The 26,337-nt window shown below is 67.5% G+C and carries 23 protein-coding genes; 10 read left to right on the top strand and 13 right to left on the bottom strand.

Features of this window, described 5'->3' with window-relative positions; all coding sequences use genetic code 11:
* Positions 1 to 11: 11 nt before the first annotated feature.
* The 4 genes from FHS74_RS00630 to hemN form a co-directional block, all read right to left on the bottom strand.
* Positions 12 to 458, bottom strand: coding sequence for an ExbD/TolR family protein (locus FHS74_RS00630; protein ID WP_184796467.1), 447 nt, complete (start codon positions 456 to 458; stop codon positions 12 to 14).
* 3 nt (positions 459 to 461) lie between these two features.
* Complete coding sequence (locus FHS74_RS00625) at positions 462 to 1,370, bottom strand: MotA/TolQ/ExbB proton channel family protein (RefSeq protein WP_246462839.1); 909 nt, start codon at positions 1,368 to 1,370, stop codon at positions 462 to 464.
* Between the two features lie 83 nt (positions 1,371 to 1,453).
* Positions 1,454 to 2,116 carry an energy transducer TonB gene (locus tag FHS74_RS00620; protein WP_184796465.1) on the bottom strand — a complete coding sequence of 221 codons (663 nt, stop codon included), beginning with the start codon at positions 2,114 to 2,116 and terminating at the stop codon, positions 1,454 to 1,456.
* Positions 2,117 to 2,741: 625 nt separating this feature from the next.
* Entirely contained in the window at positions 2,742 to 4,214 is a 1,473-nt protein-coding gene (gene hemN / locus FHS74_RS00615; RefSeq protein WP_246462838.1) for an oxygen-independent coproporphyrinogen III oxidase, read from the bottom strand.
* 87 nt (positions 4,215 to 4,301) lie between these two features.
* Here hemN and FHS74_RS00610 point away from each other — a divergent pair, with 87 nt between their 5' ends.
* The 3 genes from FHS74_RS00610 to folB all read left to right on the top strand — a co-directional run bounded on the left by FHS74_RS00610 (position 4,302) and on the right by folB (position 6,724).
* The gene (locus FHS74_RS00610; RefSeq protein ID WP_184796462.1) at positions 4,302 to 5,003 is read left to right on the top strand and encodes a ribonuclease HII; all 702 of its coding nucleotides are present in this window, start codon (positions 4,302 to 4,304) and stop codon (positions 5,001 to 5,003) included.
* Between the two features lie 198 nt (positions 5,004 to 5,201).
* The gene (locus FHS74_RS00605; protein ID WP_246462871.1) at positions 5,202 to 6,239 is read left to right on the top strand and encodes a site-specific DNA-methyltransferase; all 1,038 of its coding nucleotides are present in this window, start codon (positions 5,202 to 5,204) and stop codon (positions 6,237 to 6,239) included.
* A 44-nt stretch (positions 6,240 to 6,283) separates the two neighbouring features.
* A complete protein-coding gene (gene folB, locus FHS74_RS00600) occupies positions 6,284 to 6,724 on the top strand; it encodes a dihydroneopterin aldolase (protein ID WP_246462837.1) in 441 nt (146 codons plus the stop codon).
* Between the two features lie 31 nt (positions 6,725 to 6,755).
* On the opposite strand, the gene FHS74_RS00595 is transcribed toward folB, so the two are convergent.
* Positions 6,756 to 7,988, bottom strand: a complete 1,233-nt coding sequence (locus FHS74_RS00595) for a threonine ammonia-lyase (RefSeq protein ID WP_184796458.1) — start codon at positions 7,986 to 7,988, stop codon at positions 6,756 to 6,758.
* A gap of 116 nt (positions 7,989 to 8,104) precedes the next feature.
* Positions 8,105 to 11,605 (bottom strand): indolepyruvate ferredoxin oxidoreductase family protein, encoded by a 3,501-nt coding sequence (locus tag FHS74_RS00590; protein WP_184796456.1) that lies wholly within the window; start codon positions 11,603 to 11,605, stop codon positions 8,105 to 8,107.
* Positions 11,606 to 12,004: 399 nt separating this feature from the next.
* Between FHS74_RS00590 and FHS74_RS00585 the strand changes: the two genes are divergently transcribed.
* Positions 12,005 to 12,484 carry an RNA pyrophosphohydrolase gene (locus FHS74_RS00585; RefSeq protein WP_184796454.1) on the top strand — a complete coding sequence of 160 codons (480 nt, stop codon included), beginning with the start codon at positions 12,005 to 12,007 and terminating at the stop codon, positions 12,482 to 12,484.
* A 196-nt stretch (positions 12,485 to 12,680) separates the two neighbouring features.
* On the opposite strand, the gene FHS74_RS00580 is transcribed toward FHS74_RS00585, so the two are convergent.
* The 6 genes from FHS74_RS00580 to FHS74_RS00555 form a co-directional block, all read right to left on the bottom strand.
* Positions 12,681 to 13,466, bottom strand: a complete 786-nt coding sequence (locus tag FHS74_RS00580; protein WP_184796452.1) for an acyl-ACP desaturase — start codon at positions 13,464 to 13,466, stop codon at positions 12,681 to 12,683.
* 446 nt (positions 13,467 to 13,912) lie between these two features.
* Positions 13,913 to 14,338, bottom strand: a complete 426-nt coding sequence (locus FHS74_RS00575; protein ID WP_184796451.1) for a F0F1 ATP synthase subunit epsilon — start codon at positions 14,336 to 14,338, stop codon at positions 13,913 to 13,915.
* A 121-nt stretch (positions 14,339 to 14,459) separates the two neighbouring features.
* The gene (gene atpD, locus FHS74_RS00570) at positions 14,460 to 15,899 is read right to left on the bottom strand and encodes a F0F1 ATP synthase subunit beta (RefSeq protein WP_184796449.1); all 1,440 of its coding nucleotides are present in this window, start codon (positions 15,897 to 15,899) and stop codon (positions 14,460 to 14,462) included.
* 44 nt (positions 15,900 to 15,943) lie between these two features.
* Complete coding sequence (locus FHS74_RS00565) at positions 15,944 to 16,834, bottom strand: F0F1 ATP synthase subunit gamma (protein ID WP_184796447.1); 891 nt, start codon at positions 16,832 to 16,834, stop codon at positions 15,944 to 15,946.
* A 69-nt stretch (positions 16,835 to 16,903) separates the two neighbouring features.
* Positions 16,904 to 18,433, bottom strand: coding sequence for a F0F1 ATP synthase subunit alpha (gene atpA, locus FHS74_RS00560; protein ID WP_184796445.1), 1,530 nt, complete (start codon positions 18,431 to 18,433; stop codon positions 16,904 to 16,906).
* Positions 18,433 to 18,993 carry a F0F1 ATP synthase subunit delta gene (locus tag FHS74_RS00555; protein ID WP_184796443.1) on the bottom strand — a complete coding sequence of 187 codons (561 nt, stop codon included), beginning with the start codon at positions 18,991 to 18,993 and terminating at the stop codon, positions 18,433 to 18,435. The genes atpA and FHS74_RS00555 overlap by 1 nt, the downstream gene beginning before the upstream one ends.
* A gap of 303 nt (positions 18,994 to 19,296) precedes the next feature.
* Here FHS74_RS00555 and FHS74_RS00550 point away from each other — a divergent pair, with 303 nt between their 5' ends.
* Positions 19,297 to 19,632, top strand: a complete 336-nt coding sequence (locus FHS74_RS00550) for a hypothetical protein (protein ID WP_184796441.1) — start codon at positions 19,297 to 19,299, stop codon at positions 19,630 to 19,632.
* Positions 19,633 to 19,799: 167 nt separating this feature from the next.
* Here FHS74_RS00550 and FHS74_RS00545 read toward each other — a convergent pair whose 3' ends face one another.
* Positions 19,800 to 20,813 carry a diacylglycerol/lipid kinase family protein gene (locus FHS74_RS00545; protein WP_246462836.1) on the bottom strand — a complete coding sequence of 338 codons (1,014 nt, stop codon included), beginning with the start codon at positions 20,811 to 20,813 and terminating at the stop codon, positions 19,800 to 19,802.
* 176 nt (positions 20,814 to 20,989) lie between these two features.
* Between FHS74_RS00545 and FHS74_RS00540 the strand changes: the two genes are divergently transcribed.
* The 5 genes from FHS74_RS00540 to FHS74_RS00520 all read left to right on the top strand — a co-directional run bounded on the left by FHS74_RS00540 (position 20,990) and on the right by FHS74_RS00520 (position 26,168).
* Positions 20,990 to 21,820 (top strand): UDP-2,3-diacylglucosamine diphosphatase, encoded by an 831-nt coding sequence (locus FHS74_RS00540; RefSeq protein ID WP_184796437.1) that lies wholly within the window; start codon positions 20,990 to 20,992, stop codon positions 21,818 to 21,820.
* Positions 21,817 to 22,866 (top strand): glycosyltransferase, encoded by a 1,050-nt coding sequence (locus FHS74_RS00535; protein WP_184796435.1) that lies wholly within the window; start codon positions 21,817 to 21,819, stop codon positions 22,864 to 22,866. The genes FHS74_RS00540 and FHS74_RS00535 overlap by 4 nt, the downstream gene beginning before the upstream one ends.
* A gap of 115 nt (positions 22,867 to 22,981) precedes the next feature.
* Positions 22,982 to 24,274, top strand: coding sequence for a 3-deoxy-D-manno-octulosonic acid transferase (locus tag FHS74_RS00530; RefSeq protein ID WP_184796433.1), 1,293 nt, complete (start codon positions 22,982 to 22,984; stop codon positions 24,272 to 24,274).
* Complete coding sequence (gene lpxK / locus FHS74_RS00525; RefSeq protein WP_184796431.1) at positions 24,271 to 25,293, top strand: tetraacyldisaccharide 4'-kinase; 1,023 nt, start codon at positions 24,271 to 24,273, stop codon at positions 25,291 to 25,293. Before FHS74_RS00530 ends, lpxK begins: the two co-directional genes overlap by 4 nt.
* A complete protein-coding gene (locus FHS74_RS00520) occupies positions 25,260 to 26,168 on the top strand; it encodes a lysophospholipid acyltransferase family protein (protein WP_184796429.1) in 909 nt (302 codons plus the stop codon). Before lpxK ends, FHS74_RS00520 begins: the two co-directional genes overlap by 34 nt.
* Positions 26,169 to 26,337 lie beyond the last annotated feature (169 nt).

Genomic DNA, 26,337 nt, shown 5'->3' with positions numbered 1-26,337 from the left:
CCGGCGGACCGTCATTGCGCGGCGGCGACGCCCGCCGGCGGCTCGGTGATGAAGCCGATCTTCACGATGCCGGCACGCTGGGCCGCGACGACCACCCGGCCCACATATTCGTAGCGGGCGTTACGGTCGCCACGGATGTGGACTTCCGGCTGGGGCTGTTCCACGGCGCGCGTCTTGAGCTTTTCAAGCAGCGCGGTGTAGTCCGGCATCTTGGCCTCGTTCCAGAAAATGTCGCCATCCCGATTGACCGCGATGATGATGTTTTCCGGCTTCGTCTTCGTGGGCTGATTCTTCTCCCTCGGCAGATCCACCGGCACCGTGTGGGTGACGACGGGAACCGTGATCAGGAAGATGATCAGCAACACCAGCATGATGTCGACGAGGGGGGTCGTATTGATCGCCGATACGACCTCGCCATCATCATCACCGTCGCCGGCAGGCCCGACGTTCATCCCCATGGCTTAGGCGCTCCGAGCGGACTTGCCGGCGCCGAGACGACCACCGCTGACCAGCAGGGCGTGCAGGTCGGCGGAGAAGTTGCGGACGCGATCCATGGCGGTCTTGTTGCGGCTCAGCAGCCAGTTGTAACCCAGCACGGCGGGAACGGCGACCATCAGACCGATGGCGGTCATGATCAGGGCTTCACCGACGGGGCCGGCGACCTTGTCGATCGAGGCCTGACCGGCGATGCCGATGGCGGTCAGGGCGTGATAGATACCCCACACCGTACCGAACAGACCGACGAACGGACCGGTCGAGCCCACGGTGGCCAGGAAGGCCAGGCCGGACTTCATACGGTTGCTGATGCTGTCAACCGAGCGCTGCAGCTGCATGGTCACCCAGGTGTGCAGGTCGATCTGGTCGACCAGGGTGCCTTCATGGTGCTCGGTGGCGCGCAGGCCGTCTTCGACCAGCATGCGGAACACGCTGCTCTTGTTCAGCTTGGAGGCGCCATCGGCCAGCGACGGGGCGGTCCAGAAGGACTTGTCGGCCTGGCTGGCGGAGCGCAGCAGCAGGCTCTGCTCGATCAGCTTGGTGATGATGATGTACCAGGTGCCGGTCATCATGATGGCCATGATGATCAGGACGCCACGGGCGACGAAGTCACCACCCTTCCACAGGGCGCTCAGGCCGTAGGGGTTCTCGACGGTCTCGGTGGCGGCAACCGGAGCGGCGACTTCGCTGCCGGCAGCCGGGGCCGGGGCGGCCGTGTCAGCGGCCGGGGCGGCGGCGGCCGGAGCGGCGCTGTCGGTGGACGGGGTCGTGGTCTGGGCGACCGCGACCGAGGCGAAGGTACCGACGACCAGGGCAACCATGGCGAAACGCACCATGGAACCGGCGGTCGACTTGAAACGCTCCCTAATGCTCATGACAATTCCAACACATTTGGGTTGATGGGATGAGGAACCCTCGCGCAGCAGCGTCTAAGAGGCCCCGGTTTTCTTAAACTCTATTAACGCGCGTCCTTGAGCTGGAACCGGTAGGCCATCTTGGTGGACGACCAGGTCGCCAGGGCCTTGCCGTCCTGCGTCTCGGCGGTGCACTTCCACACGCCACGCTGGGCCTGACGAACCACAGCCTCGTCGAGGCGATCATGACCGCTGCCCTCGACAACCTTGGCATCGGTGACCTTGCCGTTGGAGTCGCAGTAGACCACGAACACGACACGACCCTCTTCACCCAGGCGCGACGACGCCGACGGGTATTCCGGCTGATAGCGGCTGAAACTGGCCGGGTCGAGCTTCACCGGGCTGGACGCCGGGGCGGGCGGGGCCTGCGGGGCAACCGGAGCGGTCGGGGGGATCACCACCGGCGGCTTCGTGGACGTCGTCTGGGCGACCACGGGCGGCGGCGGATTCTCGATGTTGATTTCCACCGGCGGCACAAAGGGCGGCGGCTGGATATCAACATGCGGCGGCGGCGGCGGCGGCGGCGGCGGCGGCGTGTCCGGCTTGATCTCTTCGATGATCTTGGTCTCCACAGGACCCTTGACCACCTCCACGACCTTGTTCGCAAGGCCGGTGAAGAGCGCGTAGACGATACCGGCCTGGATCAGGACCGTGGCGGCCAGCCCGATCAACCGGCTGTTTGACGATTGTTTTGCGGTGTAAGGCATTTTCCTGCGGTCACATCACGAAGGAAGACACCGCATCGGAAAACGCCTGGGCGTATCCGAGCGGAAGGGATTTACGGGAGACGGCGCGGGGGCAATCCACGACATCCGGAACCTGAGGTTCGCCTGGACATCGCTCAGCAACCCTGGGGTCGCGTAACATCGACCTTCCCACATCTGCCTCCAATTTCATGTGCGAAGCAGTATCCGGCGCCCGTGGCATCCATTCGGTTATTTCATAACCTGATGGACACCGCCCCCAAGCACCGCAGCCCGTTTTTTTGACGGACCTGAACACCGCTCGCGATCATTGTCGACCTACACAGTCGAGCCTTGTTGGTTTTCGTATGCCCGATTTCTAAGACGCACGCAAGCGGCAGCTATGCAGGAAATGACTCTCTCGGTCACTGCCTGTCATAAACCGGCCGGCCTTCGTAATTTCATGCAACTTTCGCGGGGCACTATCGCCATTTTGCTGCGCTGCAGCAGCGGCGTGGGGCTTTCCTCCGTTAACCAGGGGGACTGTTTTTTTTCAGTCTTCTAAGGCCGTTTGTGAAAGCAGGCAGGAAACAGCGGGCGTTTCGCGGGCGCGTCAAACCGCCCCATCTTGAAAACTTCTGAAAAAAATCTACACGGCATAGCTGTGGCGCCCGGAGCCCGGATCGAAATAGGCATCGAACAGAACCGCGACACTACGGACCAGGGGCCGGGCCTCCTCCCGCACCTCGACCCTGGTTTTGTCACAGATGATCATATCATCACTGGACAGCGCGGCCAAGGCGCGCTCCGTCGCAGGGGTCAGGATTTCAGCCAGCGGACGGCCATGCCGGCGGCAGGTTTCTTCAAGATCAACGGAGAAGCAGCACATCAGTTGCTCGATGATGTCGGCGCGCAACCTGTCGTCGTCGGACAGCGCCAGGCCCTTGGCCACGGCCCACCCCTCCCCGCCATCTTCCCAGGCCTTGAGATAGGCGGGGACGGCCACCTGGTTCTGGATATAGCCGCCGCGGGTGCGCCCGATGGCCGAGGCCCCGAAGCCCAGCAGCGCCGTGGCCGTGTCCACGGTGTAGCCCTGGAAATTGCGTTTCAGCCGGCCGGCGTTGTAGGCCAGCGCCATGACGTCGTCGGCCCGGGCGTAATGATCCAGCCCGATGGCGACATAGCCCGCCGCCTCCAGCGCCGCCGCCATGGCGGCGGCCTGCTCGGTCCGTTCGGCGGCGCCGGGCAGCGCGGCGGCCTCGATACGACCCTGGTGGGCCTTCAGCGACGGCATGTGGGCATAGCCGAAGACGCTGAGCCGGTCCGGGGCCAGTTGCAGCGCCTGGGTCACGGATTGAACACAGCTGTCGACCGTCTGGTGGGGCAGGCCGTAGATCAGGTCCAGGTTGATGCCGCCGATGCCGGATTGGCGTAGACGGGCGACCGCCTCGGCCGTGGCGGCATAGGGCTGGACCCGGTTGATGGCGCGCTGCACCCGGTCGTCAAAGCTTTGCACGCCCAGGCTGGCGCGGGTGACGCCGCCCTGACCGAGAGCGGCGGCCATGGCCGGGGTCAGCGTGCGCGGGTCGATCTCCACCGCGATCTCGGCCGTGGCGGCCGGCCGGCCGAAGCGGCGGGCCAGACGGTCCATCAACGAGAGGAAGGCGTCGGGTGGCAACAGGGTGGGCGTGCCGCCCCCGAAATGGATATGGGTGACGGGGGGCAGGCCGCCGCCCCTAGACAGCGTAGAGTCCGGAACCAGCGCGCCGGCCACCGCGTCGATCTCCGCCTCCAGCGCCGCCTGGTAGCGGCGGATGGGGGCCTCATGCGTCACCACGGTGGTGTGGCAGCCGCAGTACCAGCACATGCTGCGACAGAAGGGGACGTGCAGATACAGGGACAGGGTGTCGGCGGCCGTCAGTTGCCCCAGCCAGCGGCGATAGTCCCCGGCGGTCACCGCGGCGCTGAACTGCGGTGAGGGTGGATAGCTGGTGTAGCGGGGGACGCGCTGGTTGCGGTACTTGGCGACAAGATCGGGACGCATGGGACGGGCCTGCCGGGCGGGTGATGAGACGGACGCATGCTGCGCCCGATGCGTCGGTGGCAAAATGATCTGCCTCAAGCGATGTCCTCCTGCCCACCCCCGATCTTGCGGCGCGAGGGGACGATCGCCATCATGGCCCCCTTCCCCCCATGTAAGCTGTGACCGATGCCGCGCCCTCGTAAGTCCGTTCCCGGAATCTCCGCCTCCAACATCAATCTTCGCCTGGGGCCGCCGACGCTGCGACCGGAACTGGACGCCGGCCACGGGCACGACAGCCTGGTGTGTGGCGTGGACGAGGCGGGCCGCGGCCCGCTGGCCGGCCCGGTCGTGGCCGCCGCCGTCATCCTGCCCGTTTGCCAGGAGCCGCCGCCCTGGTGCGGGGGCATCAATGACAGCAAGAAGCTGACGCCCGCCGCCCGCGAGGCCCTGTTCGACGCCATTCGCGCCCATGCGCGGGTGGGGGTCGGCATCAGCGACGTGGAGGAGATCGACACCGTCAACATCCTGCAGGCGACCTTCCTGGCCATGAGCCGGGCGGTGGCCGCCCTGACCGCCGACGGCGGCCCCGCGCCGGCGACGGCCCTGGTGGACGGCAACCAACGACCGGCGGGCCTGTCCTGCCGCATCACCACTCTGGTCAGCGGTGACGCGCTGAGCCTTTCCATCGCCGCCGCGTCGATCATCGCCAAGGTCACCCGCGACCGTCTGATGGCCGATTTGGCCCTCTCGCACCCCGGTTACGGGTGGGAGCGCAACGCCGGTTACGGAACGGCTGAACATCGTGACGCAATCAAGATGTTGGGGGTCACGCCCGTCCACCGCCGTACATTTGCTCCAATTTCAGAACAACTCGCCCTAAACCTTTGACTCTACTGACTCTTGACAAAAAATATACATTGACGGCGACTCGGGGCCGACTCATTGTCGGCCGAAATCACCAACCGATTCGGCGAAATACTCCCCATGTTGAAGACCCCGGAAACCCGTACTGACTCCAAGACCAAATCCAAGGTGCGCGAGGCCGCGCCCGCCAACCGGATACTTGTGGGCGACTGCGTTTCCCTGATGCGGGATCTGCCGGCCGGATCGGTCGACATGGTGTTCGCCGACCCGCCCTATAACCTGCAGCTGTCGGGCGACCTGATGCGCCCCAACCACACCCGCGTCGACGGGGTGGATGAGGAATGGGACCGCTTCGCCGACTTCGCCACCTACGACCGCTTCACCCGCGACTGGCTGGGTGCCGCCCGCCACGCGCTGAAGGATGACGGCACGCTGTGGGTCATCGGCAGCTATCACAACATCTTCCGTGTGGGCGCCATCCTGCAGGACCTGGGCTACTGGATCCTGAACGACATCATCTGGCGCAAGACCAACCCCATGCCCAACTTCCGGGGCAAGCGCTTCACCAACGCGCACGAGACCATGATCTGGGCGGCCAAGTCGCAGGACGCCAAGTACTTCTTCGCCTATGAGGCAATGAAGAACCTGAATGAGGAGCTGCAGATGCGCAGCGACTGGCTGTTCCCGCTGTGCACGGGATCGGAGCGGCTGCGCGACGCCGACGGCAACAAGGCCCACCCGACCCAGAAGCCGGAGGCCCTGCTGTACCGCGTGCTGTCCAGCTCCACCCGCGTGGGCGACACCGTGCTGGACCCGTTCTTCGGCACCGGGACCACCGGCGCGGTGGCCAAGCGCCTGCGCCGCAACTGGATCGGCATCGAGCGGGAGAAGACCTACGCCGAGGTGGCCCTGTCACGCATCGGCCAGGTCGAGCCCGCGGCCGAGGCCGAATTGCTGGAGCCGCCGACCAAGCGCAGCCAGCCGCGCGTGCCCTTCGGCTGGCTGGTGGAGCGCGGCCTGCTGCAGCCCGGCACCACCCTGTACGACACCCGCCGCCGCCACAGCGCCCGCATCAAGGCCGACGGCACCCTGGTGGGCGCCAACCATCTGGGGGAACACAACGGCTCCATCCATAAGGTGGGTGCCGCCATGCAGGGCCTGCCGGCCTGCAACGGCTGGACCTTCTGGCACTATGTCGAGGGCGGACAGCTCGCCCCCATCGACATGCTGCGCCAGCGCGTCATCGCCGAGATGCACTGAGGGCCCCTTCCCGGCGGCGGGCCGGGATGGTAGAGGAGCCGCCCATGAACAAGCTCTTCTCCCAAGTGACCGGGATGCACGGCATGGGAACGGCCGCCAAGGCCGCGCCCGTTCAGACCGTTGCCCCGGCCCTGGCCCGCATCTTCGTGCGCGACCTCGTGGTCATGGCCACCATCGGCATCTATGACCATGAGAAGCGCCAGGCCCAGCGCCTGCGCGTCAACCTGGACATGATGGTGGCGGATCGATTGGGATCGCGCCGCGATGACATCGCCGACGTGGTGTCCTACGAGGACGGCGTGACCATCGTCCGCGAACTGGCCGCCCAGGGCCATCTGAACCTGGTGGAAACCTTCGCCGAAACGGTGGCCCAGCGCCTGCTGGCCGACGCCCGGGTGCACAGCGTCACCGTGCGGGTGGAAAAGCTGGACGTCTTCCCCGACGCCGGGTCCGCCGGCATCGAGATCACCCGCCAGCGGCGGTGACTTTTCGCCCCCCATCACCGGCTGGACACGTTTAGTCCCCGTTCAGCGACTTGACCTGGAATCCGTTACCCCGAAGCGCCTCCACCACCCGGCCGGCATGGTTGGCGGAGCGGCATTCGACGGTGATGTCGATGTCGGTGGCCTTGACGTTGGCGGTGCTGAACAGGCGCTGGTGCACGGCCTCGATGATGTTGCCGCCGGCCTCGCCGATCAGGGTGGTGATGCGGCCGAGCGCGCCCGGCCGGTCGGGGATGACCACGCGCAGGGTGACGATGCGGCCTTCGCGCACCAGCTGGCGCAGGATGACGCTGGCCAGCACGCGGCTGTCGATGTTGCCGCCCGACAGCACCAGCCCGACCTTGCGCCCGGCGAAGCGCTCCGGATGCTTCAGGGCGGCGGCCAGTCCCGCCGCGCCAGCGCCTTCGGACACCGTCTTCTCGATGTTGAGGAACAGGGCGACCGCCCGCTCCACCTCCCAATCCTCCACGAGGATGATGTCGTCGACGTGTCGGCGGACGATCTCCAGCGTGGTGACGCCCACGTTCTTGACGGCGATGCCCTCGGCGATGGTGTCACCGCCCACGCTGAGCGGCAGGCCCTTCAGCGCCTGGTACATGGGCGGGTAGGCCGTGACCTCCACACCGATGACCTCGATATCGGGCTTGCGCGCCTTGGCCGCCACCGCCATGCCGGAGATGAGGCCACCGCCGCCCACCGGTATCAGCAGCACGTCCAGGTCGGGTGCGGCGTTCAGCATCTCCAGCGCCACGGTGCCCTGGCCGGCGATGACCAGCGGATCATCATAGGGATGGACGAAGACGTAGCCGTGTTCCCGCTGCAGCCGCTCGGCCTCCGCCGCCGCTTCCGCCAGAACCGCCCCCTTCAGCACCACCTTTGCGCCGAAATTCTCCGTATGCTCGACCTTGATGAAGGGGGTGCCCTCGGGCATCACGATGGTGGCGGGGATGCCCAGCCGCCCGGCGTGAAAGGCCACACCCTGGGCGTGGTTGCCGGCCGACATGGCGATGACGCCGCGTCGCCGCTCCTCCTCCGTCAGGGACAGGAGGCGGTTCAACGCGCCGCGCTCCTTGAAACTGGCGGTGAACTGCAGGTTCTCGAACTTCACCCAGATTTCACAGCCGGCGATGCGCGACAGGGTGCGTGACGGAATGCAGGGGGTGTCGATCACCTGGCCGCTGATCGCCAGGGCCGCCGCCCGCACATCATTCAGGGTGACCGCTTCCGCGCCGACCTTGCTGTCCATCACATCCTCTGTCCGTGATAAAGGCGCCCCTGACAACGGCGGCCTTGAGAAAGGCGCCAACCATAGACCCCGAGCGGCGGCCCGCGACAGGGATTTGTCGCGGGCCGCCGTTTCGCCTACTCCGCCGCCAGCGGGGAGGAACGCCCCGGTGCGCCGGGGGTCCGCCAGTCGCGCAGCCGGGCCTCTTCCTTGGCCTTCACCTCGGCATAGGCGCGGTCCTTGACGTGGCCGTAGCCGCGGATTTTCTGCGGCAGCTCCGCGATCTCCACCGCCAACGCGTGCTTATCCTCGGTCAGGCCGGCCAGCAGTTCGTCCACCGTGGCGCGGAAATCATTGATCAGCTGGCGTTCCAGGCGCCGCTCGGCCGTGCGGCCGAAGATGTCGAAGGCCGTGCCGCGCAGGCCCTTCAGCCGCGCCAGGACGCGGAAGGCGGTCAGCATCCACGGCCCGAAGGCGCGCTTGCGCATCTCCCCCGTGGCGGGGTCGGTGTGGGCCGTGGTGGGCGGGGCCAGGTGGAAGACCAGCTTGTAGTCGCCCTGGAACTGCTGGCGCACCTGGTCGAGGAAGCCGCTCTGGGTATAGAGGCGCGCCACCTCATACTCATCCTTGTAGGCCATCAGCTTGAACAGGGTGCGGGCCACCGCCTCGGTCAGTTGCTCGGCACCGGGAACCTTGGCGGCCTCGACGCTCCGCACCCGCGCCACCACCTGGCGGTAGGTGTCGGCATAGGCCGCGTCCTGATAGCCGGTGAGGAAGGTGACACGGCGCGCGATCACCTCGTCCAGCGTCTCCGACAGGCGGCGGTGCGGGGCCTCGGCGGCTGGACCCTTGGGCGTGGCGATCTTTTCCACCGCCGCCTGGTCCAGGGCGGCGCGGCGGCCCCAGCGGAAGGCGTCGGTGTTCATCTTGACCGCCGCGCCGTTCATCTCGATGGCCTTCTCGATGGCCTCGCCGCTGACCGGCACCAGGCCCAGCTGATAGGCGTAGCCCAGCATGAACAGGTTGGTGGCGATGCTGTCGCCCAGCAGGCCCGTGGCGATGCGGGTGGCATCGACGGCGTTCACCGCCTCCGCGCCGCAGGCCTTGGCCACCGTCGCCACCATGGACGCCCCATGCATCTGGAAATCCGGGTTGGTTACGAAGGCGGCGGTGACCGCCTCATGGGTGTTCAGGATGGCGCGGGTGCGGCCCTTCGCCATCTTGGTCAGGGCGTCGGCGTTGGCCGCCACCACGATGTCGCAGCCCAGCACCACGTCGGCGCCGCCGGCGGCGATGCGGGTGGCGTGGATGTCCTCCGGCCGCTCGGCGATGCGCAGATGGCTGGTGACCGCCCCGCCCTTCTGCGCCAGGCCCGCCATGTCCAGCACGGTGCAGCCTCGGCTTTCCAGGTGGGCCGCCATGGCGACCAGGGCGCCGATGGTGACGACACCGGTGCCGCCCACGCCGGTCACCAGGATGTTCCAGGGACGGTCCAGCGTGCGGCGTGCCGGTTCCGGCAGCGCCTCCATGCCCTCGGCCTTGCCACCGGCCGGCCCCGTGGCCCGTTGGGGCTTGCGCAGGCTACCACCCTCCACCGTCACGAAGCTGGGGCAGAATCCCTTGAGGCAGGAGAAATCCTTGTTGCAGCTGGACTGGTCGATCTGGCGCTTGCGGCCGAACTCCGTCTCCACCGGCACCACCGACAGGCAGGAGGACTTGGCGGAGCAATCGCCGCAGCCTTCGCACACCAGCTCGTTCACCACCACCCGCTTGGCCGGGTCGGGAAAGGTGCCGCGCTTGCGGCGGCGGCGCTTCTCGGCGGCGCAGGTCTGTTCATAGATCAGGACGCTGACGCCCTTGATCTCCCGCAGCTCGCGCTGCACCCGGTCCAAATCGTCGCGGTGCTCGATGGTGGTGAAGGGCGGCAGGCCCTGGCCCAGCCCATAATTCTCCGGCGTGTCGCTGACCACCACGATGCGCTCGACGCCTTCGGCCTCCAGCTGGCGGGCGATCTGGTGCACGGACAGGCTGCCGTCCACCTTCTGTCCGCCGGTCATGGCGACGGCGTCGTTGTAGAGGATCTTGTAGGTGATGTTGACCTTGGCGGCCACGGAGGCGCGCACCGCCAGGATGCCGGAATGGAAGTAGGTGCCGTCGCCCAAATTGGCGAAGACATGCTCCTCCCCCGCGAACGGCGCCTGGCCGATCCAGTGCACGCCCTCGCCGCCCATCTGGCTAAAGACGTCGGTATTGCGGCCCATCCAAGTCACCATGTAGTGGCAGCCGATGCCGGCCAGGCCACGGCTGCCCTCGGGCAGATGGGTGGAGGTGTTGTGCGGGCAGCCGGAGCAATAGAAGGGCGCCCGCACCACCGTGCTGGCCGAGGCCGACGGCCGCAGCTGGGCCTCCAGCGCCCGCACCCGTTCCGCCACCCGGTCGACCATCAGGCCCAGCTTGGCCATGCGGCCGGCCAGCGCCAGGGCGATGGTGGTGGGCGACAGCTCCGCCTTTTCCGACAGCAGGGGCCGGCCATCCTCGTCACTCTTGCCCAGGATGCGGGGACGGCGGTCCCAATTGTACAGCTGCTCCTTCAGCTGCGCCTCGATCAGCGAGCGCTTCTCCTCCACCACCAGCAGCTCTTCAGCACGCTCGGCGAAGGCGCGGATGCCGTGGGGCTCCAACGGCCAGGTCATGGCGACCTTGAAGACGGCGATCCCCAGGTCGGCCGCCATCTCGGCGCTGATGCCCAGCTCGTCCAGGGCCTGGCGCACGTCCAGATAGGACTTGCCCACGGTGACGATGCCCAGGCGGGGCTTGTCGGCGCCCAGGATCACCTTGTCCAGGCGGTTGGCCCGGGCGAAGGCGCGCGCCGCGTCCAGCTTCCACTGGATCATGCGGTCTTCCTGGATCAGCGGCGTGTCGTGCAGGCGGATGTTCAGCCGGCCCGGCGGCATCTCGAAATCGGTGGGCAGCACCACGTCGCTGACAACGGACGGCACGCGCACGATGGCGGAGGTGTCGATGGTGTCGGCCAGGGCGGTGAACCCAACCCAGCAGCCGGAATAGCGCGACATCTCCCAGCCGACCAGGCCGTAATCCAGGAACTCCTGCACGCCGGCTGGGCTCATCACCGGCATGAAGGCATGGATGAAGGCATGGTCGGACTGGTGCGGCAGGGTGGAGGATTTGGAGGCGTGGTCGTCGCCGGCGATGGCCAGCACGCCGCCATGGCGGCTGGTCCCGGCGAAGTTGGCGTGCTTCAGCGCATCCAGCGAGCGGTCGACGCCCGGGCCCTTGCCGTACCAGATGCCGAACACGCCATCGACCTTGGCGCCCTTGAACAGGTTGACCTGCTGGCTGCCCCAGACGGCGGTGGCGCCCAGTTCCTCATTCACACCCGGCTGGAAATGGATGTCGTGACGGGCCAGATGCTTGCGCGCCTGCCACAGCGCCTGGTCGTACGCGCCCAGGGGGGAGCCGCGATAGCCCGAGATGAAGCCGGCGGTGTTCAGGCCCGCCGCGCGGTCGCGGTCACGCATCAGCATGGGCAGGCGCACCAGCGCCTGGGTGCCGGTCATATAGACCCGGCCGTCCCGCAGGACGTACTTGTCATCAAGGGTAACGGCGGCCAGCGACATAACGCATCCTCCCACGCGGTGGAACCTGCCCCAGTCAACGCCCTTCCCGCACATCCTACGCGAAGGGAACGGAGCCGTCCGGAATAGGGTTCCGACGGGCCCGGCGCCGATGTTTCCCGGCTTGCCCGACCATCTAACCCGAGGAAGCGTAGTCGCGGAAATAGGTCATGTATACTGACATATTTCCTGTCGGAAGCACCGCAGCAATCGCACCGACTCGTTCGCGCGCGCCCTCCGCCGCGACCGTTCCTTGCGTTCGCCCCCCTGGGTCGAATCGTTGGACGAGGACAGGGGCCGAAAGCCGATTTTTCACGGTCGCGACTCGGGCACGGCGCTGGCGCCCGCGCGGACCTGCGTTTAGGCTGCCGCCGATCTTCCCCGCTGACGAGCCCGGCCCCCATGTCCCCCAAACCCGTCGACCCCACCACCCTGCCCTATCGCCCCTGCGTCGGCATCTGCCTGCTGAACGCCCAGGGCCTGGTCTTCGTCGGCCAGCGGCAGGACACGCCCGGCGCCTGGCAGATGCCCCAGGGCGGCATCGACAAGGGGGAGACCCCGGCGGAGGCGGGCCTGCGCGAACTGATGGAGGAGATTGGCACCAACAAGGCCACCCTGCTGGAGGAAACGACGGAGTGGCTGCGCTATGACCTGCCGCCGGAACTGCTGGGCAAGGTATGGAAGGGCAGGTACCGGGGCCAGAAGCAGAAATGGCTGGCCTGCCGCTATACCGGCCAGGATAGCGACATCAACCTGGAGACCGAGCACCCGGAGTTCGACGCCTGGCAGTGGGTGCCGCTGGAGCGCACGGTGGACCTGATCGTCCCCTTCAAGCGGGATATCTACGCGCAGGTGGTGGCGGCCTTCCGGCATCTTGTTTGATTTTTCCCTCAGGCGCCGGGCGCGGCCATCCGGCCGCTTGGCTGTCCTCCCTTTCCAGTCCACTTCGTTCCCCGGAAAGGTCCGGCGGATGCGGTCGCATCCTACAGCGGCACGAGATCCCGCTGCTTCAATTCAAAAAACAAAACACCGCCCTGGACAACCGGGGCGGCGTTCTTGCTTGCGATTGTGCGAGACGTCAGGCTGGTAGCGGCTCGCCGGCCTTCTTTTTCATGCGCTTGTAGGCGTAGCGGGCGGCGAAGTCGTGCAGCCAGCCCTGGGGCTTCAGCCCACTGGCCTTCAACACCATGGCGACCATGCGGTCCAGATGGTGGGGCCGGTAATAGCTGTAGGCCCGGCGCACGTAATTCTCGAACGCCGTCTCGCGGTGATAGGGGGCGTCGCCGTTGTTGGCGGCGTGGTAGGCGAAGGACAGCTCATCATCCTCCGTCTCGTTGATGCGCGACAGCGAGACACGCAGGCGGCCGAATTTGCCCAGCCGTTCCTTCACCAGGTACTCGCCCAGATAGTCGTAGAACAGCTTGTAGTGCCGGAACTCGTCGGCCGCGATATGGCGGCAGATCTGCTTCAGCACCGGCTCTTCCGTGGCGTCGGCCAGGGCGGTGTAATAGCTGCTGGTGCCGGTCTCGACGATGCAGCGGGCCACCAGCTCGCCAGCGCGGGAACCGCGCACCGACTGGCTGACGTCGATGTTGATCTTGTAGCCTTCGCGGAAGCGGGCCACCGCCGCCTGGAAGTTCCAGCTGGGGTCGACGCGTTCCGCCCAGGCGCCAAGCGCCTCGCCGTGCTGCACCTCCTCCACCGCCCACTGGCGCGCGGTCTGGCAGAATTCGGCATTGTCGGCGAACACATTGCACAGATAGTCGGCGTAGCTGTCGCCGTTGTACTCGACCAGGGCGGCGGCCTTGATGAGCTTCAGAATGTCGGGATTGACCTTGGCCGGGTCCAGCTTGTCCCAGGGCAAGCCTGCAACCGTCCAGTGACCAGTCCGAGAGTCCGTACCGTTGACGTCTGCCATGCGCGTTCCGTTCTTAATGCCCCAGGGCCGGCACCGTCCGATGGGCGCGCCGGCGTCCGATGACCATTATACGAACCCAACGCCGCCGCCGTGCCCCACCGCGGTGATTGGGTCCCCTCAAGATCCCGCCCAAACAAAAAAGCCGGCGGGCCTTCCATGATGCCCCACCGGCCGGTATGCCACAAATCCGTAACACCCGCCAAGCCCGGCACCAAGGCCAAAGCTAGCACGATGCCGCCGACCGGCAAAATCCCCGCCCGTTAAGTGGCGGAAACTATTGTGCTAAATCAAGGAATTGGCTTTTAGGCGCGGGGGCCGCGCCGAAGGTTAAAGGGGGCTAGGCACGATGTCCTAACCCCCTTTTCTTCCTTGCGATTCGCTCTCAGCTGGTCTTAGTGCGCGGCCGCGCCGGCGCCCAGCGCCTCCAGCTTGGCCTGGGCCACCAGCAGCTTGGCCTCGACGGCGCGCTTGTCCGCGTCGCCAGCGGCGTCCGCCAGATCCTCGGCCAGGTCCTTCACCTGCTGCTCGACCGCCGCGCGGTCCAGGGCCGACAGCTCAATCGCCTCTTCCGCCAGCACGGTGCAGCGGGTCTCCGTCACCTCGGCGAAGCCGCCGGCGACGAAGATGCGGTTGCTGATGGTGGTGATGCCGTCGAGGTAGATGTCGATGACGCCCGGCTTCAGCGTGGTGATCAGGGGGGCGTGGCCCGGCAGGGCGCCCAGGTAACCTTCGGTGCCCGGGACGACCACCATGTCCACCGGCTGGGAAACCAGCAGCTTTTCCGGCGACACCAGCTCGAATTCAACCTTATCGGCCATGATGGGGCTTCCGTTCGGCGACTTGTTTGGTCGTGTGTTTCACGGCCAGGTGGCCGGTCACACTCCTACGATAAAGGACGGAAGGGGGATCACCCCTTCCGTCCCGGTACTACTCAGGCGATCAGGCGGCCTCGGCGGCCATCTTGCGGGCCTTCTCGACGGCTTCCTCGATGGTGCCGACCATGTAGAAGGCCGCTTCCGGCAGGTGGTCGTACTGGCCGGCCACGATACCCTTGAACGCGCGGATGGTGTCTTCCAGGCTGACCAGCACGCCGGGCGTGCCGGTGAACACTTCGGCCACATGGAAGGGCTGGGACAGGAAGCGCTGGATCTTGCGGGCCCGGGCGACCGTCAGCTTGTCCTCTTCCGACAGTTCGTCCATGCCCAGGATGGCGATGATGTCCTGCAGCGACTTGTAGGTCTGCAGCACCTTCTGCACCGAGCGGGCCGTCTGGTAGTGCTCTTCACCCACCACGCGCGGGTCGAGCGCGCGGGAGGTGCTGTCCAGCGGGTCCACGGCCGGGAAGATGGCCTGTTCGGCGATGGCGCGGCTCAGCACCGTCGTGGCGTCCAGATGGGCGAACGAGGTGGCGGGGGCCGGGTCGGTCAGGTCGTCGGCGGGCACGTACACGGCCTGCACCGAGGTGATCGAGCCCTTCTTGGTCGAGGTGATGCGCTCCTGCAGGGCGCCCATGTCGGTGGCCAGCGTCGGCTGGTAACCCACCGCGGAGGGGATGCGGCCCAGCAGCGCCGACACTTCGGCACCGGCCTGGGTGAAGCGGAAGATGTTGTCGATGAACAGCAGCACGTCCTGGCCTTCCTCGTCGCGGAAGTATTCCGCGATGGTCAGGCCGGACAGGGCGACGCGGGCGCGGGCCCCCGGCGGCTCGTTCATCTGACCGTACACCAGCGCCACCTTGGAGCCGGGGCCGTCGAGCTTGATGACGCCCGACTCGATCATCTCGTGGTACAGGTCGTTACCCTCGCGGGTACGCTCGCCCACACCGGCGAAGACCGACACACCACCGTGCGCCTTGGCGACGTTGTTGATCAGCTCCATGATGGTGACGGTCTTGCCCACGCCGGCGCCGCCGAACAGGCCGATCTTGCCACCCTTCAGGTACGGGGCCAGCAGGTCGATGACCTTAATGCCCGTGACCAGGATCTGCGCGTCGGTCGCCTGTTCCTCGAAGGTCGGGGCGGAGCGATGGATGGGGTAGGTCTTCTCGGAAGCGACATCGCCGCGCTCGTCGATCGGCTCGCCGATGACGTTCAGGATGCGGCCCAGGGTGTTGGCGCCGACCGGCATCTGGATGGGCGCGCCGGTATCGGTCACGGCGGTGCCGCGCACCAGGCCGTCCGTGCTGTCCATGGCGATGCAGCGCACGGTGTTCTCACCCAGGTGCTGGGCCACTTCGAACACAAGGGCCTTGCCCTCGTTCTGCGCGTGCAGGGCGTTCAGGATGGCGGGCAGTTCGGCGTCGAACTGCACGTCCACCACGGCACCCAGCACCTGCGTGATACGGCCGACGGCGTTGGTCGCCTGATTAGTCGTAGCCATGGGGTAAGCTCCCTCGGACCCTTGCGAATGTTGTCGTGGCGCTATCAGACCGCTTCAGCACCGGAGATGATCTCGATCAGCTCCTTGGTGATGAAAGCCTGGCGCGTGCGGTTGTAGTTAAGCGTCAGCTTCTTGATCGTGTCGCCGGCGTTGCGCGTGGCGTTGTCCATGGCGGTCATCTGCGCGCCGAAGAACGAGGCCGAGCTTTCCAGCAGCGAGGTGTAGACCTGGATGGAAACGTTGCGCGGCAGCAGATCGTTGAGGATGTCCTCCTCCGACGGCTCGAACTCGTAGATGGCCTTGGGCTCGGACGAGGCCGGGGCCTCCTCCGTCACGGCCGTCACGGCGAACGGGACGATCTGCTGGACGGTGACGATCTGAGTCATCGCCGACTTGAACTTGTTGAAGATGATGGACGCGACGTCGAACTCGCCGGCATCGAACAGCTCCAGCACCTTGTTGGCAACCTGGGCCGCGTCGGCGAAGCCCAGGCGCTTGCCGCCCAGGTTCTCGTAGCTGTGCACCATCAGGCCGCTGAACTCGCGGCGCAGCAGGTCGCGGCCCTTGCGGCCCACGGTCAGCAGCTTCACCGTCTTGCCCTCGCCCTGCAGGCGGGCGATCTGGCGCTTGGCCTCGCGGACGATGGTGGCGTTGAAGCCGCCGCACAGGCCACGGTCACCCGTCAGCACCACCAGCAGGTGCACCTGGTCGGAACCGGTGCCGGCCATCAGCTTCGGCCCCTGCGCGCCCGCCGGCACGTTGGCGGCGAGGGAGGAGAGCATGCGGCCCATGCGCTCGGCATAGGGACGCCCGGCTTCGGCCTGTTCCTGGGCGCGGCGCAGCTTGCTGGCCGCGACCATCTTCAGGGCCGAGGTGATCTTTTGCGTCGACTTGACGCTGTCGATCCGGATCTTGAGGTCCTTAAGGCTGGGCATGCCGTGCCTTCACTTCCTAGGGAAACTGGGGCGGACGGCCCCGGATGGGACCGTCCGCCATTTGACGGATCAGGCGAAGACCTTGGAGAAGCTCTCCAGGAAAGCCTTCAGCTTTTCCTCAGTGTCCTTGCTGATCTGCTTGTCGGTGCGGATCGCGGTCAGGATGTCCTGGCCCTTGCTGCGGATCTCGTCCAGGAAGCGCGCCTCGAAGCGGTTCACGTCCTCGACCTTCACCTTGTCCAGGAAGCCACGGACGCCGGCGAAGATCGACACCACCTGCTCTTCCACCGGCAGCGGGCTGTACTGCGGCTGCTTCAGCAGTTCGGTCAGGCGGGCGCCACGGTTCAGCAGGCGCTGGGTCGAGGCGTCCAGGTCGGAGGCGAACTGGGCGAAGGCGGCCATTTCGCGGTACTGGGCCAGTTCCAGCTTAATGGTGCCGGCGACCTGCTTCATCGCCTTGATCTGGGCGGCGGAACCGACGCGGCTGACCGACAGGCCGACGTTAATGGCCGGGCGGATACCGCGGTAGAACAGGCCCGTTTCCAGGAAGATCTGGCCGTCGGTGATGGAGATGACGTTCGTCGGGATGTAGGCCGACACGTCACCCGCCTGGGTTTCGATGATGGGCAGGGCCGTCAGCGAGCCGGCGCCGTAGGCGTCCGACATCTTGCAGGCGCGTTCCAGCAGGCGGCTGTGCAGGTAGAACACGTCGCCGGGGTAGGCTTCGCGGCCCGGCGGACGGCGCAGCAGCAGGGACATCTGGCGGTAGGCGACGGCCTGCTTGGACAGGTCGTCGTACACGATCAGGGCATGCATGCCGTTGTCGCGGAAGAACTCGCCCATGGCGCAGCCGGTGTAGGGCGCCAGGTACTGCAGGGGCGCCGGCTCGGACGCGGTGGCGGCCACGACGATGGAGTATTCCATCGCGCCGGCTTCCTCCAGCGTCTTCACGATCTGGGCGACCGTGGAGCGCTTCTGGCCGATGGCCACGTAGATGCAATAGAGCTTCTTGGACTCGTCGCCGGAGGCGTTGACGCCCTTCTGGTTGATGAAGGCGTCGATGGCGACGGCGGTCTTGCCGGTCTGACGGTCGCCGATGATCAGCTCACGCTGGCCACGGCCGACGGGCACCAGGGCGTCCACGGCCTTCAGGCCGGTCTGCATGGGCTCGTGCACCGACTTGCGCGGGATGATGCCGGGGGCCTTGACCTCGACGCGCTTGCGCTCGACGTCGACCAGGGGGCCCTTGCCATCGATGGGGTTGCCCAGGCCATCCACGACGCGGCCCAGCAGGCCACGGCCCACCGGAACCTCGACGATGGCGCCCGTGCGCTTCACCGTGTCGCCTTCCTTGATGGCGCGGTCGTCACCGAAGATCACGGCGCCGACATTGTCGGCTTCCAGGTTCAGGGCCAGGCCCTTGATCCCGCCCGGGAACTCGATCATCTCACCGGCCTGGACCTTGTCCAGACCATGGATGCGGGCGACACCGTCGCCGACCGAGAGCACCTGGCCCACTTCAGCAACGTCGGCCTCAGTGCCGAAATTCGCGATCTGCTGTTTCAGGATCGCGGAAATCTCTGCGGCGCGGATTTCCATCAGCCCACCCCTTTCATGGCGATTTTCAGCTTGGTCAGTTTTGTGCGCACGGAACTGTCGATCATGCGCGATCCGACCTTAACGATCATGCCGCCCAGCAGCGTCGGGTCGACGCTGGCGGCGACGGAAACTTTGGAGCCCAGGGCCTTCTTCAGCGCGTCGGTCACGGCCGAGAGCTGATCATCCGTCAGCGGACGGGCCGAGATGACGGTCGCCGTCTCCTCGCCGCGGCGCGTGGCCAATTCGGCAAGGAAGGCGACGATCATGCCGTCGAGGGCGAAGAGCCGACGGTTCTGGGCCACCAGACCAATAAACTTGCGCACAAGCTCGGACGTGCCCGCCTGTGACAGCACCGCCTCCATGGCGCGGGCCTGATCGGCACGCGACAGGACGGGGCTGCGCACAACGCGACGCAGATCCGCGCTTTCGGCGAGAATCTGCTTGAGCGACGTCAGGTCCTGCGCGGTCTGGTCCAGCGCCTTCTGCTCGTCGGCAAGGTCGAACAGCGCCGCCGCATAGCGGGCCGCCAGTCCGGATACGACTGTCCCTTGGGATGCCACCTGGAAACCTCGGTTAATCCGCAGACCTGAAGGATTTCAGGGCCTTAGCAATGTGGGTCCGAACCAGGTGTAAACCACCCCGGCGTCGGGCGTCGTGCACTTAACACAGGATGCCGCAGGGCGCAACTGCATCACTCTATCGAAGGCATACTATCCCACGGGTGAGCGTCCCCCTTTAAGGCGCCATTAACAGTTGGAGCCGCATAGTCCCCTCAACGCGCCAAAGCCACCCGGCGCAGCGAAAGAAAAAGTCCGGAACCGTCCGGACCCCTCCGATCCAGGGTGGCAGAGTGCTGGTGAGTCATGACCGTCGTCCCCTTCTCCTCCGCCCGTTTCACCCCCTTCGATCTGACCGAGTGGAACAGTGTCGCCCTGCCCAAGCTGGAGCGTGGCCTGTGGGAAACGGTCAGCCGCCATACCGCGCCGGATCATGACCAGCTGATCGTGCGCTTCCCCAATCTGGACCGCCCGGTCTTCCGTTTCGAGCGTGACCGCCGCGGCACCTACCGTCTGTTCTTCAACGACCGCCGCGGCTGGTACTGCATCGGTACCGGCGAAAGCGCCGAGGAATGCCTGTCCGTCTGGCGGGGCCGCGTGCCGCGCGCCTCGACCGAGGCCGGCGCCCAGGCGGGTCGCTGATACTAAAGAACGAGGGGGCTTCCCTGCACGGGGGGCCCCATCGGAGGGCGCGTTGCCTGGTTAGGACCTGATTTATAGGTGGCCTTCGGTTTATCGAGCCTTGGTGTTGTCTTGAGTCGCGGACCAGTTCAGTCGCGTTGCCTTGCCTGAAGCAGCATTGCCTGGAGTTAACGTCCGGGGACGGGTTCCGCCCCCGACGACAGTCGGGACACGGAGCGGAGCGGCGGCGCCAGCACACGGAACGGCGCCGCCGTTTCCATATCCACCGGCAGGCGGGCGATGGTATCGCCGTCCCCCTGCACCGGATCGCCCACCGGCCCCTCGATATGAACCCGCACCGCCGGCACCACGCGGTAGCCCAATCCGCTTGGGCCATTCCCCCGCTTGTCCTGCCATCGGGCCAGCCGCCCCGTGACCAGGGCCGCGCCGTACCCCAGCGCCGCCAGCCGCCCGCCCTCCTGGAACAAGCAGACCTGGAACCCGCCCTCATCCAGCCGGGCCTGGGGGGCGCAGACGAAGCGCCCGCCGTAGAAATGGCCCTTGGCCACGATGCAGGACGCCGCCTCGTGCTCGTCACGCCGGCCCGCCGCATCCTCCGTCACCACGCGAAAGCGGGGGCTGGGCCAGCGGGCGATCTGCGCCAGGCTTTCCAGGACATAGGCGCCCTTGCCCAGGCGGCGCTTCACCGCCGGGTCCACACCCTCCACCACATGGGCGTCCAAGCCCACCCCGGCCATCATGGTGAACAGCCGGCCGTTGGCGCGGCCGGCATGGATGGTCAGGGGTGCTGCGCCGGCCAGCGTGCGGGCCAAATCGGCCACACCGCAGGGCAGGTCCAGCTCCGCCGCCAGCACGTTGGCCGTGCCCAGGGGAATGAGGCCCAGGGCCGGGGGATGGGAGGTGGGCGCGCTCAGCAAGCCGTTCACCACCTCGTTGATGGTTCCGTCGCCCCCGGCCGCCACCACGGCGTCGGGGATGCGCCCGTCCGTCAGGGCGCCGGTGGCGGCCAGCGTCGCCAACCGTTCGGCATCCCGCGGGCCGGTGGTTTCCACCACCGCCACCTCGGCCCCGCCCAGGCGCAGGGCATCGACCACCCGGCCCATCAACCCCCGGCGACGGCGCCCCGCCACCGGATTGTGGATGACCAGAAGTCGACGGGCGGGCGCGGCAACAGAATCCATGACAGCCAAGTGAAAGGCGGAAGACATATTTATGAATGCCCCGTGAATATATGGTGAAGTCCTTCACCACGCCGTCATCACCATTTGTCTTGCCCTACATGCTGCGGTATAGCCCTGTCAACATTACTATTGATTGTCTGTGTAGATCATCTCGGGGGCGTAGGATGGAGACGGACATGGATACGGAACACGAGGCCCCGCGGCGCTATCGCAGCATCTGGCTCTCCGACCTGCATTTGGGCACCCGTGGCTGCCAAGCCGACATGCTGTTGGATTTCCTGAAGCATACCGAGTCGGAGTATCTGTACCTGGTGGGCGACATCGTCGACGGCTGGCGCCTGAAAAAGGGTTGGTACTGGCCCCAGGCGCACAACGACGTGGTGCAGAAGGTGCTGCGCCGGGTGCGCAAGGGCGCCAAGGTCTTCATGATCCCCGGCAACCATGACGAGGTCTTCCGCGACTTCATCGGGCTGCAGTTCGGCGGCGTCACCATCCTGGAAGACACGGTGCACACCACGGCTGATGGCCGCCGCTTCCTGATCCTGCACGGCGACCAGTTCGACGCCGTGGTGAAGTACGCCAAGTGGCTGGCCTATGTCGGGGACAGCGCCTACACGGTGCTGCTGACCCTGAACACCTGGCTGAACGCCGCCCGCCGCCGCTTCGGCTTCCAATACTGGTCCCTGTCCGCCTACCTGAAGAACCGCACCAAGAAAGCGGTGGAATTCATCGGCAACTATGAGCAGGCGCTGGCCGACGAGGCCAAGCGCCGCCAAGTGGACGGCATCATCTGCGGCCACATCCACCACGCGGAGATGCGTGACATGGACGGCATCCTCTACTGCAACGATGGGGACTGGGTGGAATCATGCACCGCCTTGGTCGAACACGCCGACGGCACCCTGGAGATCATTCATTGGGCGGACGAAGTGCGAAAGCGCGCCGCGGCGCGGGCGCCTGGACAATCGGGCGGACAGCCGGGGACGACACAGAAGGCTGCAGCGTGAAAATCCTCATCGTCACGGACGCCTGGCACCCCCAGGTCAACGGCGTGGTCCGCACCCTGACCACGACGCGGGACGAATTGCGCCAGCTGGGCCATGAGGTCGAGGTCATCGCCCCCGACCGCTTCCGCACCGTGCCCATGCCGACATATCCGGAAATCCGGCTGGCGTTGAGGCCCGGCGCCCGGCTGCGCCGCATGATCGACGAGATCCAGCCCGACGCCATCCACATCGCGACCGAAGGCCCCCTGGGGCTGGCCGCCCGGCGCTATTGCCTGCGCCGGCAGATCCCGTTCACCACCGCCTACCACACCCGGTTCCCGGAATACGTCCGCGACCGCATTCCCATTCCGCTGCGCCTCAGCTACGCCCTGGTGCGCCGCTTCCACGCGCCGGCCTCGGCCGTCATGGTGGCGACGCCGTCCATCGAGAACGACCTGAAGGGGCGGGGCTTCCGCAACATCAAGCGTTGGTCGCGGGGCGTGGACACGGACCTGTTCCGGCCCCGCGACAAGGACTTCCTGTCCTTCCCCCGCCCCATCTTCATGTATGTCGGCCGGGTGGCGGTGGAGAAGAACATCGAGGCCTTCCTGTCGCTGGACCTGCCGGGCACCAAGGTGGTGGTCGGCGGCGGGCCCCAGCTGGACGACCTGAAAGCGAAATACCCGGCCACCCAGTTCGTCGGCCCCAAGCATGGCGAGGATTTGGCCAAGCATTACGCCGCCGGCGACGTCTTCGTCTTCCCCTCGCGCACCGATACCTTCGGCCTGGTCCTGCTGGAGGCGCTGGCCTCGGGCGTGCCGGTGGCCGCCTACCCGGTGCCGGGGCCGCTGGACGTGCTGGCAGGCTCCGACGTGGCCGTTCTGGACGAGGATTTGCGGAAGGCGGCGATGGCCGCGCTGGAAATCCCCGGCGACGCGTGCCGCCGTCACGCGCTGACCTTCTCCTGGTCGGCGTCGGCGGCGCAATTCCTGAACAACCTGCGCCCCTTCCGGGGGCATCCCGTCCTGGACCCACCGCCGGTGGAAGAGACCAAGCAAGCCAGCTGACAGGCGTATCCAAGGGACGGGCATACGTTGAAGAGGGAACGGGCCCGGTGCTAGGGTGGCGGCGACCGCGGCCGGGCCCGTCCCGCCGCCCCTTCCGTTCCCTGACACTATCGGCATGCTGGAAGCGCTTTATCGCGGGTTGACCGCCCTGGCCGGCCCCGCCGTCCGCCATCTGCTGGACCGCCGCCTGGCCGTCGGCAAGGAAGACCCCAACCGGCTGCCCGAGCGCCTGGGCCATGCCGGCCTGGCCCGTCCGGACGGCCGGCTGATTTGGCTGCACGCCGCCAGCGTGGGCGAATCGCTGGCCGTCCTGCCCCTGATCGACCGGCTGCTGACCCTGGCGCCCCGGCCGACAGTGCTGGTCACCACCGGCACCGTCACCTCCGCCACGCTGATGGCCCAGCGCCTGCCGCCGGGCGCCCTTCACCAGTTCGTGCCGGTTGACCTGCCCGCCGCCGTGGCGCGCTTCGTCGACCATTGGCGGCCGGACGCCGCCCTGTGGATCGAATCGGAGTTCTGGCCCAACCTGCTGCGCGCCTTGCGCAAGGACGGGGTGCCGGCGGCCCTGGTCAACGCCCGGCTGTCGGCCGGCAGCCACCGCAACTGGCGCCGGGCGCCGCGCACCGCCCGCCGCCTGCTGTCCACCTTCCGCCTGGCGCTGGCCCAAACGGCGACGGAGGCGCAACGCCTGCGCGATTTGGGCCTGGCCGACGTGCGGTGCGTCGGCAACCTGAAATACTCCACCACGCCCCTGCCGGCGGAGGCCGACGCCTTGGCGACGCTGCGGAACGCCATCGGCGACCGGCCGGCCTGGGTCTTCGCCAGCACCCATCCGGGGGAGGATAATCTGGCGGCCCAGGTCCATCGGCAACTGGCCCCCCGCATCCCCGGTCTGCTGACCCTGGTCGTGCCTCGGCATCCGGCACGGGGGGCAGAGATCGCCGCCGGGTTCGAGGCCCAGGGACTGGCCGTCAGCCGGCGCACCACCGGCGCGGTACCTGCCGCGACGGACGCCCTGCATGTGGCCGACACGCTGGGCGAACTGGGCCTGTTCTTCCGACTGGCCCCGGTGGCGGTCATCGGCGGGTCCTTCGTGCCGGTGGGCGGACACAACCCCATCGAGCCGGCACAGCTGGGCGCCGCCATCGTCTACGGCCCCCATATGCACAACTTCGCGGAAATCGCCGCCACGCTGGAGGCGGCGGGCGGCGCGGCGCGGGTGTCCGATCCCGACGGCTTGGCCAACGCCGTATACACGCTGCTGACCAACGTGGCCGCGCGCGACGCCCAGGCGGCGGCGGCCAAGGCGGTGGCCGAGGACAACCGTCACGCCGTCGACCGGGTGATGACGGCGCTGTCGCCCCTGCTGGCCGAGGCGGGCATGCGCCTGCCGGGGGCTGGCCGGTGAAGGCGCCCGGCTTCTGGTACCGGCAGGCGGGGTGGGCGGCGGCGCTGTTGGGCCCCCTGGGCGCGCTCTATGCGGCGGGGGCCCGCCATCGGCAGGTGGGGGCCACGCCCCAGCCGGCCGGCATTCCCGTCATCTGCGTCGGCAACCTGGTGGCCGGCGGGGCTGGCAAGACGCCGCTGGCCGAGGCGGTGATGCGCCGCCTGCGCGCCCGGGGGATCGACGCCCAGTACCTGTCGCGCGGCTATGGCGGGCGCTTGCGCGGCCCCCTGCGGGTCGATCCCGCCCAGCACCGCGCCGCCGACGTGGGCGATGAGCCGCTGCTGCTGTCGGCCTCCGCCCCCGCCTGGATATCGGCCGACCGCCTGGCCGGCGCCCGCGCCGCCCGTGACGGCGGCGCCCAGGCGGTGGTCATGGACGACGGTTTCCAGAACCCGGCCCTGGCCAAGGATTTGTCGCTGCTGGTCGTGGACGGGGGGGCCGGCTTCGGCAACGGCCGCGTGATCCCCGCCGGTCCCCTGCGCGAGGACCTGGCCGACGGCCTGCGGCGGGCCCATGGGGTGGTGATCGTCGGCGCCGACCGCCTGGACGCCCGGCGGACCGTCGCCACCCTGGCCCCGGCGCTGCCCGTCCTGACCGCCCGCCTGGTGCCGGACCCGGCGGTCGCCGCCCGCCTGTCGGGCCACCCGGTGCTGGCCTTCGCCGGCATCGGCCGACCCCAGAAGTTCTTCGATACCTGCCTTGAATTGGGCCTGTCCGTCGCCGAAAGGGTTTTTTTCCCGGACCACCATCCCTATACCCGGGAAGAGATCGCCCGTCTGCTGGACCGGGCGGCGGCCATCGGCGCCACGCCGCTGACCACGCAGAAGGACTGGGTGCGCCTGCCGGCCGAGGCCCAGGCCCGCGTCACCGCGCTGCCGGTGGTCCTGCGATTTGACAACGACGGCGCCCTGGATGGGCTGCTGGATAGCGTGACACGAGACCGCCCATGGCCAACCACAGCCCCCTGCGCCGCACCCTGACCCGCACCGTCGGGTATCCGTTGGAAGCGCTGGCCGTGCGTACGCTGTTCCGCCTGCTGGGGTGGCTGCCGGCCGATACCGCGTCGGACCTGGGCGGCTGGGTGGGGCGCACCCTGGGACCCCGCCTTGGCGGCAACAGCACGGTGCTGCGCAACCTGCGACGCGCCCTGCCCGGCCTGGACGCCGCCGCCCATCGGCGACTGGCCCGGGACTGCTGGGACAATCTGGGCCGGACCCTGGCGGAATACCCGCACCTGAAAACCATCCGGGCGGAGTGGGGCCAACGGGTGGAGCTCAGCGGGACCGAACACATCCTGGGGCTGGAGACGGACGGCATGCCGGGCGTCATCCTGACCGGCCACTTCGCCAATTGGGAACTGGTGGCCATGACGGTGCACAAGTGCGGCCTCAGGATGACCGCCATCTACCGGGCGCCCAACAACCCTTCGGTCGACAAACTGCTGGCCGAGGCGCGGGGCGACCTGGGCACCGACCTGGTGCCCAAGGGTCGGACCTCGGCCAAGGGCATCCTGGCCACCATGCGGGCCCGTGGCATCCTGGGCATCCTGGCCGATCAGAAGCTGAACGAGGGGATCGCCGTGCCCTTCATGGGGCATGACGCCATGACCGGCACCATCGCCGGCGACGTGGTGGTGCGCCATGGCGCCGTCGTCGTGCCGGTGAAGGTCACCCGCCAGCCTGGAGGCGCCCGCTTCAGGATCCAGGCCTTCCCGCCCCTGGACCTCCCCGCCCTGACCGGCGACCGCCCCGCCGACATCCGCGCCGTCACCGTGGCCGTGAACGAGCTGTTGGAAAAGTGGGTGCGGGAAAGCCCCAGCCAATGGCTGTGGACCCACCGCCGCTGGCCGGACTGATACGCACGGCATTTGATCGTGATCGCTCAAATGCTTCCTCAATCGCCGGGCGTCGCCATCCGGCGACTTGGCTTCCTCGCTCCGTTCCTTCGGTACTCGCTCCGGCGGACGCGGTCGCGTCCTACAGCGGCATGAGTCAACATCTCATCCCGCTGGCACGAGTTCTTTT

Source organism: Nitrospirillum iridis (assembly GCF_014205765.1).
Taxonomy (GTDB): Bacteria; Pseudomonadota; Alphaproteobacteria; order Azospirillales; family Azospirillaceae; genus Nitrospirillum; species Nitrospirillum iridis.
This window is presented reverse-complemented; position numbering and strand designations above follow the sequence as displayed.

Bases quoted from the DNA above. Each gene is read 5' to 3' on its own strand.
- FHS74_RS00630 (WP_184796467.1), bottom strand. From the start codon at position 458: ATGGGGATGAACGTCGGGCCTGCCGGCGACGGTGATGATGATGGCGAG.
- FHS74_RS00625 (WP_246462839.1), bottom strand. From the start codon at position 1,370: ATGAGCATTAGGGAGCGTTTCAAGTCGACCGCCGGTTCCATGGTGCGT.
- FHS74_RS00620 (WP_184796465.1), bottom strand. From the start codon at position 2,116: ATGCCTTACACCGCAAAACAATCGTCAAACAGCCGGTTGATCGGGCTG.
- FHS74_RS00610 (WP_184796462.1), top strand. From the start codon at position 4,302: ATGCCGCGCCCTCGTAAGTCCGTTCCCGGAATCTCCGCCTCCAACATC.
- FHS74_RS00605 (WP_246462871.1), top strand. From the start codon at position 5,202: ATGCGGGATCTGCCGGCCGGATCGGTCGACATGGTGTTCGCCGACCCG.
- folB (WP_246462837.1), top strand. From the start codon at position 6,284: ATGAACAAGCTCTTCTCCCAAGTGACCGGGATGCACGGCATGGGAACG.
- FHS74_RS00595 (WP_184796458.1), bottom strand. From the start codon at position 7,988: ATGGACAGCAAGGTCGGCGCGGAAGCGGTCACCCTGAATGATGTGCGG.
- FHS74_RS00590 (WP_184796456.1), bottom strand. From the start codon at position 11,605: ATGTCGCTGGCCGCCGTTACCCTTGATGACAAGTACGTCCTGCGGGAC.
- FHS74_RS00585 (WP_184796454.1), top strand. From the start codon at position 12,005: ATGTCCCCCAAACCCGTCGACCCCACCACCCTGCCCTATCGCCCCTGC.
- FHS74_RS00575 (WP_184796451.1), bottom strand. From the start codon at position 14,338: ATGGCCGATAAGGTTGAATTCGAGCTGGTGTCGCCGGAAAAGCTGCTG.
- atpD (WP_184796449.1), bottom strand. From the start codon at position 15,899: ATGGCTACGACTAATCAGGCGACCAACGCCGTCGGCCGTATCACGCAG.
- FHS74_RS00565 (WP_184796447.1), bottom strand. From the start codon at position 16,834: ATGCCCAGCCTTAAGGACCTCAAGATCCGGATCGACAGCGTCAAGTCG.
- atpA (WP_184796445.1), bottom strand. From the start codon at position 18,433: ATGGAAATCCGCGCCGCAGAGATTTCCGCGATCCTGAAACAGCAGATC.
- FHS74_RS00550 (WP_184796441.1), top strand. From the start codon at position 19,297: ATGACCGTCGTCCCCTTCTCCTCCGCCCGTTTCACCCCCTTCGATCTG.
- FHS74_RS00545 (WP_246462836.1), bottom strand. From the start codon at position 20,813: ATGGATTCTGTTGCCGCGCCCGCCCGTCGACTTCTGGTCATCCACAAT.
- FHS74_RS00540 (WP_184796437.1), top strand. From the start codon at position 20,990: ATGGATACGGAACACGAGGCCCCGCGGCGCTATCGCAGCATCTGGCTC.
- FHS74_RS00530 (WP_184796433.1), top strand. From the start codon at position 22,982: ATGCTGGAAGCGCTTTATCGCGGGTTGACCGCCCTGGCCGGCCCCGCC.
- FHS74_RS00520 (WP_184796429.1), top strand. From the start codon at position 25,260: ATGGCCAACCACAGCCCCCTGCGCCGCACCCTGACCCGCACCGTCGGG.